Origin of the sequence: Chitinophaga oryziterrae (genome assembly GCF_009758125.1) — a bacterium.
In the GTDB taxonomy this organism is placed as follows: domain Bacteria; phylum Bacteroidota; class Bacteroidia; order Chitinophagales; family Chitinophagaceae; genus Chitinophaga; species Chitinophaga oryziterrae.
Genome location: NZ_WRXO01000011.1, coordinates 249680 through 265302, shown reverse-complemented (window position 1 = coordinate 265302; position 15623 = coordinate 249680). Strand labels below are relative to the sequence as shown.

Annotated in this window: 14 protein-coding genes; 13 read left to right on the top strand and 1 reads right to left on the bottom strand. The window is 44.0% G+C overall.

Annotated elements, in window-relative coordinates:
• Positions 1 to 3: 3 nt before the first annotated feature.
• Both GO495_RS28330 and GO495_RS28325 read left to right on the top strand, forming a co-directional pair.
• The gene (locus GO495_RS28330) at positions 4 to 750 is read left to right on the top strand and encodes an SDR family oxidoreductase (protein WP_157303321.1); all 747 of its coding nucleotides are present in this window, start codon (positions 4 to 6) and stop codon (positions 748 to 750) included.
• Between the two features lie 526 nt (positions 751 to 1276).
• The gene (locus tag GO495_RS28325; protein ID WP_157303320.1) at positions 1277 to 2017 is read left to right on the top strand and encodes a peptidase associated/transthyretin-like domain-containing protein; all 741 of its coding nucleotides are present in this window, start codon (positions 1277 to 1279) and stop codon (positions 2015 to 2017) included.
• A 254-nt stretch (positions 2018 to 2271) separates the two neighbouring features.
• On the opposite strand, the gene GO495_RS28320 is transcribed toward GO495_RS28325, so the two are convergent.
• Positions 2272 to 4317, bottom strand: a complete 2046-nt coding sequence (locus tag GO495_RS28320; RefSeq protein WP_157303319.1) for a glycoside hydrolase family 18 protein — start codon at positions 4315 to 4317, stop codon at positions 2272 to 2274.
• A 329-nt stretch (positions 4318 to 4646) separates the two neighbouring features.
• Here GO495_RS28320 and GO495_RS28315 point away from each other — a divergent pair, with 329 nt between their 5' ends.
• Genes GO495_RS28315 through GO495_RS28265 form a run of 11 tightly spaced genes read left to right on the top strand, consistent with a single transcriptional unit; the run spans position 4647 to position 15623 of the window.
• A complete protein-coding gene (locus GO495_RS28315; protein ID WP_157303318.1) occupies positions 4647 to 5207 on the top strand; it encodes a Pvc16 family protein in 561 nt (186 codons plus the stop codon).
• A 12-nt stretch (positions 5208 to 5219) separates the two neighbouring features.
• Positions 5220 to 5999 (top strand): hypothetical protein, encoded by a 780-nt coding sequence (locus tag GO495_RS28310; RefSeq protein WP_157303317.1) that lies wholly within the window; start codon positions 5220 to 5222, stop codon positions 5997 to 5999.
• 18 nt (positions 6000 to 6017) lie between these two features.
• Entirely contained in the window at positions 6018 to 7520 is a 1503-nt protein-coding gene (locus GO495_RS28305; RefSeq protein ID WP_157303316.1) for a phage tail sheath family protein, read from the top strand.
• 35 nt (positions 7521 to 7555) lie between these two features.
• On the top strand, positions 7556 to 8008 hold the full coding sequence (locus GO495_RS28300; RefSeq protein WP_157303315.1) for a phage tail protein: 453 nt from the start codon (positions 7556 to 7558) through the stop codon (positions 8006 to 8008).
• Between the two features lie 5 nt (positions 8009 to 8013).
• Positions 8014 to 8466: a phage tail protein gene (locus tag GO495_RS28295; RefSeq protein ID WP_157303314.1), complete on the top strand. Its 453-nt coding sequence runs from the start codon at positions 8014 to 8016 to the stop codon at positions 8464 to 8466.
• Between the two features lie 5 nt (positions 8467 to 8471).
• Entirely contained in the window at positions 8472 to 8639 is a 168-nt protein-coding gene (locus GO495_RS28290; protein ID WP_157303313.1) for a DUF5908 family protein, read from the top strand.
• A gap of 3 nt (positions 8640 to 8642) precedes the next feature.
• Positions 8643 to 9311, top strand: coding sequence for a CIS tube protein (locus tag GO495_RS28285; protein ID WP_157303312.1), 669 nt, complete (start codon positions 8643 to 8645; stop codon positions 9309 to 9311).
• Positions 9311 to 11125: a type VI secretion system tip protein VgrG gene (gene vgrG / locus GO495_RS28280; RefSeq protein ID WP_157303311.1), complete on the top strand. Its 1815-nt coding sequence runs from the start codon at positions 9311 to 9313 to the stop codon at positions 11123 to 11125. Before GO495_RS28285 ends, vgrG begins: the two co-directional genes overlap by 1 nt.
• 12 nt (positions 11126 to 11137) lie before the next feature.
• Complete coding sequence (locus GO495_RS28275) at positions 11138 to 11440, top strand: PAAR domain-containing protein (RefSeq protein ID WP_157303310.1); 303 nt, start codon at positions 11138 to 11140, stop codon at positions 11438 to 11440.
• A gap of 8 nt (positions 11441 to 11448) precedes the next feature.
• Positions 11449 to 11892, top strand: a complete 444-nt coding sequence (locus GO495_RS28270) for a GPW/gp25 family protein (RefSeq protein ID WP_157303309.1) — start codon at positions 11449 to 11451, stop codon at positions 11890 to 11892.
• Positions 11889 to 15623, top strand: coding sequence for a hypothetical protein (locus GO495_RS28265; RefSeq protein ID WP_157303308.1), 3735 nt, complete (start codon positions 11889 to 11891; stop codon positions 15621 to 15623). The genes GO495_RS28270 and GO495_RS28265 overlap by 4 nt, the downstream gene beginning before the upstream one ends.

The following is a 15623-nucleotide window of genomic DNA, read 5'->3' as shown; positions in this document are numbered from 1 at the left end:
AAAATGTCAACATTAAATGGAAAAGTAGCCCTGGTAACAGGCGGTAGTCGGGGAATAGGTGCAGCAATCGTAAAGAAGCTGGCACAGGAAGGAGCCAATGTAGCATTTACCTATATCAGCTCTGCAGACAAAGCCAACGCTCTTGTGGCCCAGGTAGAAAAAAACGGTACTAAAGCATTAGCTATACAGGCAGATAACGCCGATCCGAAAGCGATTAATGATGCCGTGAACAAAACAGTATCCACCTTTGGAAAACTGGATATCCTGGTAAACAATGCAGCCGTTTTCATTGCAGGCTCCCTTGATCAGGCAGATGAGATGGCTGATCAGTACAACAGGCAATCAGATATCAACATCAGGGCTATCCCTGCGGCCGTGCGTGCTGCTTCTAAAGTGATCTCTGATGGTGGCAGGATTATAATCATTGGCTCCGTGGTAGCGTCTGCCGTGGGTTTACCCACATTGACAGAATATGCTGCTACAAAGGCTGCTGCCGGTGCCTATGGCAGAGGGTATGCATGGGACCTGGGCCACAGGAATATTACCGTGAATACGGTACATCCCGGCCCTATAAACACAGACATGAACCCTGATGAAGGTGAATTTGCTGACATCCTGAAAGCCAAAACAGCGCTTAAACGCTATGGTACGGCGGAAGAAGTAGCAGGAGTGGTAAGCTTCCTGGCAGGACCAGATGCTGGTTATATTACCGGTGCTTCCATTAATGTAGATGGGGGAATACTAGCATAAAAGCTATATCCCAGGAATTGAACGGCTCTTGAACAGGATTATCCTCCGTTTATCCTCCGTTAAAAGACGGAGGATAAACGGAGGATAATCCTGTTCAATGCCTGTTTTATTCCTTTTCCGGACAGGATAGATTAGGTTGGAAGATGTATTTGCTCCTAAATACACTACATCTGACTGTTTAGTTCTCTGATGTAGCTTTGGAACATAGGTTCAGGATTTGTTTTTCAATTTAACTTCACCTGATATTCACGTCAGATAAGGTGTATTTATTGAGCAAAAACATCTGGCGCGAAGATTATGCAATCAGACTGATTCACTACCCAAATTCAGCCAAAGAGCATCTGCACAAAAGATAGGTATCCCCCTTTTAAATAAAAAAGTTTTGTCCTCATTATTCTCTCAACCTCTTGATCTCTTCTATGAACAAAGGGAAAACATCTACCAAAATGCATTATAAAAAAACATGAAATGTTAATATTTTTAGCATTCTTGCTTATGTTTTCATCCTGTCTTAGATTGAGACGAAATGAGGATCACCAAATTGCTACAAAAGACTGTTATATTGATGGTATTGGTCTTGCTACGCCTCGTAGCTGCCGGACAGGTACAAATTAGCGGTACTGTATATGAACGCTCCGCCAAATACGGAATGGCCGGCGTAAGCGTAAGAGGCTCTTCCGGCGCTGGCGCCGTTACCGATTCCGCCGGGCATTACAGCATCAGGTTACCTTATACCGATTCCCTCAGCTTTTCCTACCAGGGAAAGGCGACCATGAAGTTCCCGGTAAAGGAAATTCCTGCTAACAGGCCGTTTGATATGAGTCTTCACGTAGATATCAAGGTATTACCTACCGTTGTAGTACTGCAAAACGACTATAAAGAGGATTCCATCGCTAACCGGGAAGAATACAAAAAAGTGTTCAACTATGCCCCGGATTTCCTGGCAAATGCCAGCAATGGGGCGGGAGCAGGTGTCAACCTCGATCTGCTGCTCAGTATAAGAAAGATGAAGAGAATGGAAGCTTTCAGACAAAAACTGGAGCAAGATGAGCGGGATAAATATGTGACTCACCGGTTTAATAAGGCACTGGTAAAGAAGATAACAGGATTACAGCCACCTGCCCTCGATACATTTATGCAGCAATACAGACCTACCTACGAGATGTTGCAAAGCTTTGAAACCGACTACGAATACTATTTATACATCAAAGACTGGTCGACCTACTTTTCTTCAAGATGGAAAAGGGACCATCCTGTACAGGATTAAATTAATTCAACGGAATACCAAACCAGGTATACTTCGTAAACATTCCTCTGCGACCTGCTTTAATCTTCGCGCCAGATGTTGTTGATCATAAATACACCTTATCTGACGTGAATATTAGGTGAAGTTAAATTGAAAAACAGATCCTGAACCCATATTCCAAAGCTAAATCAGAGAACTAAACAGTCAGATGCAGTGTATTTATGATCAACAACATCTGGTATAATATTCAAACTGAGGTACTACCAAAAATGATACTATGGCTTTTCCTCTTTTGATAACCCCGGAAACACAAAAAGGCGCATAATCAGCATACCCAATCCAACCCCGCTAAAGAAAACGATCACCACTACGGATAAGCTAATAGGTTTGCAACCGTCAGGGTCGTCTGTAACGCCTAACCAGGGAACATGCTTACTCAGGAACACAGTCGCTACCGCACAGAAGAAAGTGAATAATAACAACCCGATAAACAACCACAGTAATCTTTTCCGCAGCATTGGGGTAAGCCTTTGCATACGTACCTGGTAAGCATAAAAAAGTCCTGCGGCAATGGTTATCAGTGTAAAGAAGATGGTGATCCATGTCACGTAATCATCACTCTTGTACTCATCGGATTTTACACTGCATGGATTTCTGGACAAACGTATAATAGCGTCCCTCTCTATGTGAAACCGTCTTACGATTCTTTCCCAAAAAGTAAGGGGAGGAGCGGGTTGATCTACTAACGGAACCGTATCTATGAAAGTAGTATCTATACTGATAAATTTGTCTGCCAGTCCTTCCCATAGTTCCGAATACCCATCATCTGCTCCCAGTGGCCAGATGGCCACACCGCCTAATCCCTGTCCCTTGATATAATCATATTTGATATCCAGGGTAGTGGCATCATCGAACCAGATCTGTGAGGAGACCTCTCCATTGTCTTTCTTTTCTTCCAGGATAGCTGCAGCAGCTACTTCATCATAAAATACAGCGGTATCGGAAGGAAAACGTTTTTTAATATCATTATAGGAGATAGTACCACCATAAGAATTCGCAACGCCGTTACGGCCCACCTTCCAGATAGTACCCTGGTAAGATAAAAGTGCGATAAATTTCCTGGGGGCAATATTCAGGTTCAGATACCGGGCGATGACCGGTTGCAATGCCCTTGCAGCATTTCCTTTTAATGGGGCAGTAGCTCCTGCGGTCTTTTTATCCGGCTGGGTAAAGTCGATAATGAAATGGTCTACCAGGGTATCCATAGCACGCAGATCATACGCCAGTTCATTATCATTGGAAGGTATAGTCACCGATATCTGGTAGCGCCGGTTATTATCTCTGCGGAGATAATGTACCATCAGGGAAACAAAGCGGGTGAAGGCTTCTCTGTCGTGATGAGGGAGCTCCCCGAACCAGATATTGATGCCGCCCACATTATGCTGTTGCATGACAGGCAACAGGGAATCAATATATAATAACTGAGCCGGTTCGTGGTCCAGCAGGTTACCTGGATTATACAGGGTAAAGGTGGTGTTACAGTTAGCCTGCTGGGCAGCTGCCAATACTTTTAACGCAGCAGGGTCGTACATCTTTTTAATCTGACCGGTAGTACCATCTGCTGTTAATCCGTAAAAGGACAGGGTACTTAACGCTGCAAAGTTGTAGTTGAGATATTTATCGCCCATCCAGAAGGGATGGATGCCGGTCACCGAAGCACTATCCCCCAGGTGAAGGATATACCTACGTCCAACGTTTTCGCTTATACGTAAGGTATCGATCTGCCCGGGTGGTCTGTTAAAAAAGGCCTGTATCCTTTTTAGTTTCTCCTGTCTTGCCGTATCATTGGTTTCGTCCTTCTCTTTATCTTTTTGCTGGAGGATGGGAATGATCTTACTGACCAGCGCATTGAACTCACTTTCCGAAATACTTTTATTTTCAGAAGGGGCAGGAGGAACTACATCTACACTATCATCTGCATGTATGGAAATCGCGTGTATAAGTGACCGTAATGAATCGAAATGCTGGTTTTCCTGCCGGGATAATTCTTCATTCAGGTGAGCAATGTCTTTTGCGGTCACGATCATAGAGTCTGCAAAGACCCCGTTAATGATGGTAACGATACGTTCTTTTTGTTTGGCACGTACATTAGCCCTGAATTGCAGGGCTGTTATTATCTTCTTTAGCAATTTTGTTTTAACAGCAGTATCCTTAGGCATTTTGAGCTTAGGCGCCTGGAAAGAAACCGGCGTTGCTGTACAAATACTTGTACATATAAATAAAGCAATAAGCAATAAATAACCTCTAAGGTAGGGATGCATAAGAGTAATAAGTTGTGCTGTTCGAATAGCAATAGTAGTAATTAGTTACAAAAAATATAGAATTAAATTTTCTAATAAAAAATTTGAATAATTTCATTTAACCACTATATTGTGGGCAGATTTAGAGACACAAGGACAATATCCCGTAATTAAAAAAACACTATTTACCAATAGCTTCATACCTTATGTAAAGATTTAACATAGAGCCCTAGAGATAACTAACTACAAGAAGATTTATACACACCATGGTATTAAAACAACGCCGGTAAAGCAACTGGTAAGGCATTTTATGCTTTATTGCTGCCACACTGCTCATGCTTTTATCTTAAATGATCTACGAAACCCTTGCCTGCATCACTGAAGAGATTAACAAACATTTCAGCAGGCAGCTGCACATTAATGAAGAGAAGGTCGTACTGTCTGGTATCATTAACCAGGACGGTACTGTTGCCATTCAGGGAGAGAACAAAGTGCTGGTTACGCTTATCAACATTGAAAAAGAAGCATTAGGAAAAGTAGGAGCAGGTCGCTTTTCAGGTAATACAATGCCGCCGGTGTGCATCAATCTCTATATCTTGTTCTCTGCTTACTTCAGCAGTAATAACTATCCTGAAGCCCTGCGCTTCATTTCTTTTATTATTGCTTATTTCCAGTCTGGCAGTGTACTCACACAAGCCAATACGCCATCACTTGATTCCCGGATCGATAAACTGACGTTTGAAATGGAAAGCATGGGCACTGAAAAGATGAATAATATCTGGGCTACGCTTGGCGCCAAATACATGCCATCGGTGGTGTATAAAATGCGCATGCTTACGTTTGACGAAAGTATTATCAAAGAATACAGACCTATTGTGAGGGCTTCTTCTGCTGATAATACCCCTTTATAAAGTATACAAAAAATGGGACATGATACTTTGACGGCCGTTTACTTCCGTCATGTATTTTTTGCTGAAAGAACATTTGATCGCATTGCCGTAAAAGTGCCGTCACAGACTGCTATGGACATGCGCCGCCATTCATTGTTACTGCGTCAGCAAGCCAATGGTTTCCTGCTGCTGTTTGATACGGATGTATGCGACAGGCAGGAACTGCTGCGTGAAAAACTGACGCTGACATTCGATCTGAACATGGAAGATCCCTTATTTTATAACTATACTGATTTCAGCCAGGTGGACATCAGGAAAAGTTTTTTGTTGTTTGGCAACAGTCAGCCACACACTGCCGGTACATTACATCATGAAGCGTTAGTTTCGGGTGCAGATGTATATCATCTGAAACCGACGGACAGGTTTTTCATTAAACCTTTTGGCCGTATTGTACTGGAGTTAACACCCGATCTGGAAACAGGCTATGAAATAAGGTTTGCATCAAGGGCCATACGGTGGCGCTATTTCCTGATGAGTGAGAACCTGACATCCCTCTCAGAACCTGCCATCATAGATGCCACAGGCAAAGTACAGTTCGGACCACCTGTACCCGTCGACCTGCCAGGAAAGACAGGCTTGTATATGTTTACATCCGATATCCCTCTTGAACTAACACTTAAAAATAAATATACGTTTCAACTTGTAGATAATTCCAAAGTCGTTATTTCCGCGTTACCAACGCCGGATATCAGCAGGATATCTACGGCTGTCACAGGCAATTCAGAACTATTCTCAGAAATCTTTTTATACTAATTACTAAACTGTATAGCTATGGCTTCAACACTTATGACTCCCGGCGTTTATATAGAGGAAAAAAACGCCTTCCCCAGTTCAGTGGTCGCCGTGGAAACAGCGGTCCCCGTTTTTATCGGCTATACTGAAAAAGCTGAAAGATTCGGAAAACCCTTGTCACACAAGCCCACCCGCATCACTTCCTTTGCCGAATTCCTGGAGAATTTCGGTGGTGCATTTCACCCCAAATTCACTGTTACAGATGCTGCTGCTACTGATGCAAAAGCAGAAATGTTCAAGGTGGATGGTAAAGACAAAATACTGAAGATCAAGGACGGTCATAAGCTGTTCCTGTTCAACAGTGTACGTTTGTTTTATGCCAATGGTGGTAGCAACTGCTACATCCTGTCTGTAGATACCTATGAAGGTAAACCGGATGGTATCGTTGCCAGTGCAGAAGACTTTGTTGGTTCTGCGGATGGGGTTAAACCCAATGTGTTCACTATCCTGGAAAAGGAATTTGAACCTACCCTGATCGTCATCCCTGATGTGATCGCACTCGGTAAAGACGCCTATGCGGTATATACCCAGGTGTTGAACCATTGTGCTAAAACACAGAGCCGTTTCGGGATCTTCGACCTGGAGCAGCAGTCTTCCACACAAACTACAGACACTGTAGTGGCCGACTTCCGTACGGCTATAGGTACTACTTCCCTGAACTATGGCGCTGCTTATTATCCGTGGTTAAAAACGGCGATAGTACAGCCAAGTGAAGTGAGCTTTGAAAACCTGGATGCAGACCTGGCTACCTTGTTAACAGATGACACAGCAACGAAGATCATTACAGCGTACAAGGCAATTGCCACTCCCGATGCCAATGATAAAAAGAACTTCCACCAATCACTGAAGGCGGCTAGTCCTATTTATTCTACTATCATCGAAGAAGTACGTTCTAAAATAAATGACTTACCCCCAAGTGGCGCCATCGCAGGATTGTACACACTGGTGGATAGCAGTCGCGGTGTATGGAAATCTCCCGCCAACGTATCTATCAACATGGTAAATGCGCCCGCTGTCAACATTTCTCACGATGAGCAGAAACAGCTGAACGTGGATGTAATGGCAGGTAAATCTATCAATGTGATCAGACCTTTCCCCGGTATCGGTACCCTGGTATGGGGTGGCAGAACACTGGACGGTAATAGCCTCGACTGGTGTTATGTAAACGTACGCCGTACGCTGATCATGCTGGAGCAATCCATCAAGCTGGCTACACGTGCTTATGTATTTGAGCCAAACGACAGCACTACCTGGGTAACGGTAAAAAGCATGATCGATAACTTCCTCAATAACCTGTGGAAACAAGGTGCGCTGGCAGGTGCCGCCCCTGAGCAGGCGTATGATGTGCAGATCGGTTTAGGCGCTACCATGACCCCACAGGACATCCTGGAAGGAAAAATGCTGATCTCTGTGAAGGTAGCGGTAGTACGCCCTGCAGAGTTCATCGTCATCACGTTCCAGCAGATGATGCAACAATCTTAATTTAACACTATTATAGACCCTTAAAATTTAAAATTATGCCAGATGACGGAGCAAGCCAGTCACAAACGGTATGGCCACTAGTTAAGTTCTCATTCAAAGTAATGTGGGATGGTGCTGAGCTGATATTCCAGGAAGTAACCGGTTTATCATCAGAAACACAGGTGATCGAATACCGTGGCGGCAGCAGCCCGGTATATTCAACGGTTAAAATGCCCGGCATTCAGAAGTTCTCCAATATTACACTCAAGAAGGGCATCTTTAAAGGAGATAAAGCCCTGTGGGAGAAATACGGCGGCATCAAAATGAATACCTACAAACGTTCTACCATCGTAATCAGTTTACTGGACGAATCTCAGGGCATTGCCATGAGCTGGACCCTGAAGAATGCGTTCCCTTCCAAAATCACGGTAACAGATATGAAGTCTGATGCAAATGAAGTGGCTGTGGAAACCATGGAACTGGCTCACGAAGGTCTGACTCAAAGTTAATATCTATGGACGCACTGGGTAATTATTTTCCACCACTTGGATTTTATTTCAAAGTAATTATTTCAGGCGTTTCAGGTGAACAGGAAGGCAGCTTCATGGAAGTGAGCGGCATTTCCGTTAGTATCACACCAGATGATAAGCAGGAAGGAGGGGAGAACCGGTTTCCACACCGGTTCCCCAACCCTCCTAAATATAAGAACCTGTCACTGAAACGCGGTATGGTGGTGGGCTCCGGCCTCATCTCATGGGCACAGACCAGCCTTACTTCGTTTACATTTACCCCTAAAACAGTGGAAGTGCTTCTGCTGAATGATCAGGGGCAGCCTATTTCCGTATGGGTATTCAGCAATGCATATCCGGTAAAACTGGAAATGTCTGGTTTGAAATCAATGAAAGAAGGAGAGATTATGGTGGAAACACTGGAACTGGCATACAGTTTCTTTGAGCAAAAAATGTAGTACTTATGCCACTTGAGATCCGTGAACTGGTGATCAAAGTCACTATTGAAAGCAATACAACGCAGCGCACACAAATGCCTGATGAAAATTATTTGCAGGCATTAAAAGCCAGCATAGTAAAAGAATGTATGGAAAACATCCTGCAAAGGATAGATAATACTGATGAGCGATAATATATGGGAGAGCTTGTTAAATTACTGATCGAGGCCTACAAGGACAGCGCCTGTACCAAACAACTGCTGGGATCTATCAAAGCAATGATGAATCCCTCTACGTATTCGAAAACATACGCTGTAAAATATAATACTTCCAAAGAGAAGGACAGGAGTGGTGTGACCCAGATCTTTAGCGGTATGGAGCCAACAAACTTCACACTGGACCTGCTGGTGGATGGTACCGGTATCATACCCATCCCCGACAGCCTGACAGTAGATGCCTACATCGCCAAACTGAGAGGTCTTGTCTATAACTTTCAGGGTACTATGCACCGCCCCAATTACCTGAAGGTGACCTGGGGATCGGTGGTATTTACCGGTGTATGTGAGAAGATCTCGGTAACGTATAAACTCTTTAATCCGGACGGCTCCGCACTTAGGGCAGAAGTGAAGATCGAATTTATAGAAACGAAGTCTTTTGTGACCAAAGTACTGGAAGCCCAGAAGAGTTCTCCCGATCTCACGCATGTTCGTACCGTGAAAGCCGGTGATACCCTGCCGTTGATGACTTACCGCATTTACGGCGACTCCTCTTATTACATGGAAGTGGCCAGGATCAATAGCCTAAGCAGCATCCATGCAATCAAACCAGGAGATCAGCTCTATTTTCCACCTTTAAAGAAAGCATAATGCCAGCACCGTCGCCGTTGAATATTGCAGATGCTACTTTAAGGCTTACAATTTTAGTAGAAGGCAATGCTATACAGGATAAATATCCCATTATATCAGTGGATATCACCCTTGAAGTAAACAAGATCTCCTATGCGGAAATCGTGTTTACAGATGGCACGGATGATCCTGCTGATGAGGGAGATACGGGAAAGTTACCAGGAAGTGACAGCACCGATTTCCTCCCCGGTAATGCCATCACCATCACAGCAGGTTATGGAGAGGATACAGAAGTCTCCATATTTAAAGGCGTAATCGTAAAACAGGCAGTCCGCATCAGCGGGGGTACCACTTTTCAACTGGTAGTGACCTGTAAACATTCCGCTGTAAAAATGACCTATAACAAACTTGAAAGCGAATTCACAGATGCTACGGATAGTGATATCATCACAAAAATAATTGGTACCTATGGCCTTACGGCTACGGTAGACAGTACCACCGGACAACAGGAACTGATGTTCCAGAAGTCGGCGACTGACTGGGACTTTATTCTGGCCCGTGCGGCGTTTAACGGTTATATCACCACCCTGGAGGATGATAAAGTAATTGTAGGCAAACCGGTATTGGACGCAGAGGCTGTATTGCGGGTTGCCTTAGGGGAATCCATTATCACGTTCAATGCAGAACTGAGTGCGGAAAAACAACCGCCGTCTTTAGAAGCGGCTGCCTGGGACCCGCAAACGCTGGCCCTTATCACTTCAAGCGCGGCAGAACCTACGGTGAATGAACAAGGTAATCTCAGTGCTAAAACCTTGTCGGGCAAACTGGACCAGAAAGCATTAAAGCTGATCTCCACAGCGCCGCTGCCGAAAGACCAGTTGAAGGCATGGGCAGATAGCAGCCTGCTTCGCCTGCGTATGGGCGCTATGAAAGGCCGTGTGTCTTTCATCGGTAATGCCTTACCCAAACCAGGGAAAATCATAGAACTGGCAGGGGTAGGTGCCCGCTTTAATGGTAGTGCCTTTGTAAGTGCTGTAAACCATAAAATGGATGATGGAGAGTGGACGACCACCGTCCGTTTTGGACTGAACGACAAACCCATTTTCGAAAAGGAACAGTTTTCCTATCCACCTGCCAACGGGCAGATGCCTGCTATACAGGGTTTGCAGATCGCGAAAGTGGTGAAGATATCTGAAGACCCGGGTTCTGAATACCGCATACAGGTGAAACCGGCGTCTAATGCAACCGATCAGAAAGGTATCTGGGCCAGGCTGGCCAGCTACTATGCTACGTCCACTGCCGGTGCAGTGTTTTGTCCGGAAGTAGGAGATGAGGTGATACTCGGTTTCCTGGAGAATGATCCCCGCTTCCCGGTAGTATTGGGCTCTTTATATAGTAAAAGCAATGTTCCTCCGGTTACACAGGCGGATGAGAAGAATAATATAAAAGCGATTTATACCCGCAGTAAATTGCAGATCAATTTTGATGATGATAAGAAGATCATCAAGATTACTACACCCGGAAATAATACGATTACATTAAGTGATGACGGTAAATCTATCGAGATAAAAGATCAGAATAGTAACAGCTTTAAAATGAGCGATAGCGGGATTACGATGGATAGTCCTAAAGATATCACCATTAAAGCTACCGGTAATATTAATATGGAAGCGACAGGTAAAGTGAGTGTGAAAGCTACACAAGACCTGGAACTGACCGGCATGAATATAAAACAGACTGCCCAGATGGCTTTAACAGCAAAAGGCACCGCCTCTGCTGAATTATCTGCATCGGGGCAGACAGTGATCAAAGGAGGAATAGTAATGATCAATTAAAACGATAAAACTATGGGAGCACCAGCAGCAAGATTAACGGATATGCATGTATGTCCGATGCTAGATCCGGGAATACCCCCTATACCACATGTAGGCGGACCGGTTATTGGTCCGGGTGCACCTACTGTTTTAATAGGCAAATTACCAGCCGCTGTAATGGGAGATATGTGTGTATGTGTAGGTCCGCCGGATAGTATCGTCAAAGGATCGGCCACTGTGATGATAGGAGGTAAACCGGCAGCACGAATGGGAGATACCACCGCACATGGTGGCAATATTGCATTAGGTTGCCCCACCGTATTAATAGGAGGATAAATTAACAGATGGAAATAAATTCATTCCTGGGAACCGGCTGGAGTTTTCCTCCGGCATTTACCAAAGTAGGTAACACCGCCCTGCTATCTGAAAGTATAGCAGACATAGAGGAAAGCATCCGCATCATCCTGGGGACCATCCCTGGAGAACGTATTATGCAACCTGATTTCGGCTGCGATCTGAAAAAGCTGGTATTTGAAAAAGTAGATTCTATTCTCATCAGTGAACTGAATCACATCATTTACCATGCACTGCTGAATTATGAACCAAGGATCAACCTCATTGATGTGGCTTTACTCATGCAGGACGATTTACGCGGCATGATACACTTACAACTGAATTATACGATCATCATTACCAATACCCGTCATAATATGGTCTATCCTTTCTATTTCCTGGAAGGGACCAATATTTCGACACCAAACATACTGCCATACAGTGAGGCGACATGAAGACTTTCTTTGATCATACGCGGGATGGGGTAAGCCAGTCGGAACGACGACTGGATACATTAATGCCTGCTAATCTGAGAATAGATGAGCGGACACAGGATGATCTTTTGCTTTTTTTATCAGAGATAGCAGGACAGTTTAATTTCTATAATCTATATAACGACAAAGAAGGCGACTGGAGAGAGTTTTTCTCGGCAGATCTGCAGATAGTTCTATTGACTATCTCCCGGCTCGATTTCACGCATTACCAGGATAAATACCTGCACATACAGGAGCAGTTGCAGATAGCAGAAAATGATGCGGACCTGCGTCCTGTACTCAGTATCTTCTTCAACATGATCTATGAGATAGCTTTGTTGCTGCAGGAGAAACTGAACCAGGTAAGAATAGCAGATCATAACCGGGAAACCGGTGAATATGATGAGCATATTTCGGAAAACCTTTCCGGATATGTATATCGCTTATTAATTTACGAAAAACAGGCTAGTCAGCTTTTCCATCATAAATTCGATTTACGCACATCACATACCGATAAATTACTAAAAGAATTATTCGAAGAGGCATACGAAAAATCAAAACAGGAAGATACAGAGAACATCTTCCTGGGGTATCAGTCGCTCAATGATATATATACTGCACTAAGGTCCCAGTTTTACCAGGTATCCAGCGCTGCCAAACAATATCTCGACAGGAAAACTACCCCTTTCCTTCATCAGCCACATATAGGGCTGATAAAAGCATTTACGGGGCTGTATGGTCATATGCAGCAGCATCTGAACCATTTTACCGAAAGACACCTGAATTACTATTACAGGAATGTACTGGGTATACAGTTAAGACCAGCCATACCAGACCAGGTACACCTGTGTATAGATGCCTTACCGCAAACACTGCCGGTTGTTATTCCGGAGGGTACCCTGTTCCCTGCAGGAAATACCAGCTTCCGTTTAACAAATGAACTGAGGCTCAGCCAGGCAAAGATCAAGGCTTTAAAGACCGTTTTCATCAGCGATTATAAGCAGATCTCCGCCCATAATCTGAGACAATCGGATATCATGGAAGCGCAGGTATATGCCGCTTCCCATGACGTACTGCCCGCAGCTGCTTATCTGCCGGAAAGCCAGCCCGTAAAAGCATGGGCGCTGGCAGGGGAAGACCAGCACGAACTACCGGATAACGAGCGCACGATGGAAGAGGCCAATTTGGGTTTCATCATTGCATCCCCGGTATTATATCTTACAGAAGGCAACAGAACGATCGTACTCTCTATCTACTTTGAAAGCATTTCCTTTGAACATATGCAGGCGTATATCCGGAATTATGCCAGCGTAAAAGAACGAAGGGAAGAAACGATACTAAATGAGTTGCTGGCCGCTGCCTTTATTATTTCCTATACAGGCGTAGCCGGATGGGAAGACATCCCCCGTCATACCGTGAAGATCGGGCTGGAAGCCACTAACAGATGCATTAATATCAACATTACACTTGAATCTGCAGCACCAGCTTTTAACATATATAGCCCACTGTTACATGGTGATAACTATGAAACCAAACAACCGCTGATAAGACTGTTATTAAACAATTTCAGTTTTCACAATGCTTTTTCTTTTATGCAATCGCTGATCGTAGAAAGGATTGCCATTAATGCCAATGTAAAAGAATTCAGGTCAGTAAGATTATATAACAACGTAGGCCCGTTAAGTGCAGAAAACCCTTTCCAGATATTCGGGCCGCAGCCTGTAGTAGGTACTTATCTGGATATAAGGAACAGCAATATCTTCAACCGCTATACGAAAGATTTTAATATAGATATAGAATGGCTGGACCTGCCCAATACAGAAAACGGATTTGATGCATATTACGCCGCTTATGGTGCAGGCATTACCAACAGCTCTTTCAAAATAAGTATCACGAATGGTTATATCAGACCGGATAAAGTGCTGTCGCTCTTTGAAACCTATCGGGACGCTGACGGAAGGATCTTTTTAAATAGCAGTACCAGCATAAAACAGGCAGACTTTCAGCAGTTATTATTCAACAACTTTCCATTACTGGCAAAGGAAGATTATAATGCGCAGACAGAAGGCATGGTAAGACTGGAACTGGCAGCCCCGAATGAAGCATTCGGGCAACGCCTGTATACACAGTTATTCCCTGAAGTAGTGACACATAATGCAGGCAGATGGGTAAAAAAACGTCCGCTGCCTAATATACCTTATACACCCATGGTAAAATCCATTACCCTGGATTATACACTGGAACAGGCAGAGATATTAAAGGCAGATAAAGAGAACAATGATGGAAATGGTATCCAGTTATTCCATCTTTATCCCTTTGGATTCAGACAGGCATATCCTGCTGCCGGATATGGCACGTTCTCCTTACTGCCACAGTTCGAAGGCCGTTCTAACCTTTATATAGGGTTTGATAACCTGCAACCGAATGATCAGATCTCTTTATTATTCCAACTGGAAGATAAACACTATACCCATACTACCGGCAACGTACTGGAGCTGCAATGGAATTACCTGCATAATGACAAATGGGTCCCCTTTGATAAAACACAGGTGATCGCTGATTCTACCCATCATTTCATCAGCAGTGGCATTATTAATTTAAAGATGCCTGTGATAAACAGTTATGGCAACACACGCCTGGACCCCACTTTACAGTGGATCAATTTATCGTCGGTATATTCCCTGGATACCCGCCCGATGGTAAAGGGTATCTTTATGAATGCAGGTATTGCCGGCAGGCAGATAGAAAATATAACTACCGTTACAAACATAGCTCCCTTAACAATAAAATCTGCACAGACAGAGATACGGGGAGTACAGAAAATCTGGCAGTTGTTCCCTTCTTTCGGGGGAAGATCTGCCGAAACAATGGAAGAATATTATGTACGTGTAAGTGAACGCTTACGCCATAAAAAACGACCGGTATTAGGCATAGATATCATACAACTGGTGCTGGAACAATTCCCCGAAATCTACATTGCCAAATGCATGGGCAATGATCCCGGGGTAAACTCGGACATGCTGGCCGAAACCGACCTTCAACTGGTAGTGGTACCTAAGATACAGAATAGTTTAATAGAGGAACCCCGCGCAGACCTTGCCGCATTATACCGCATTAAGGAATACCTGGAAGAGCTGCTGCCCGACTTCATGAAGATTGCGGTACATAATCCTGTGTATGAAAGAGTGAAGGTGATTTGTGATGTACATTTTGGTAACAGCCGCAGTAGCACAGATAACAATTATTACCTCAGCCTCCTGCAGGAAGATATCAGGAAATACCTGAACCCCTGGTTATTTGATGCTACCTCACAAGTGAAAATAGGGAGTGTATTATATAAATCAGAGATGATGAATTTTATCAAGAAGCTACCCTATGTTACCTATGTCACCGCATTTTCTATTGTCCATTTTTTCCGGGAGAAAGATCCGCTTACAGGAAATTATATCAACTGTATAAAGGATACGGCAGTAGAAGATATTGAGTTTATAGAAGGCTCTATGCCCGAATCGGTGCTGATCCCTGCTACCCATCACCTGATTACAGTGATAGATGAAAAGAAGTACCGCGATCCGCAGCCAATGGGTATAGACAGCGTCATAACAGGAGAGGAGATGATTATCGTTCATGACAGATCTGCTTCACATAAACAGGCAGATGCTAAAGCGGATGCGACCGGAGAAATGATCACCTTAACAATACATTCAAAATAA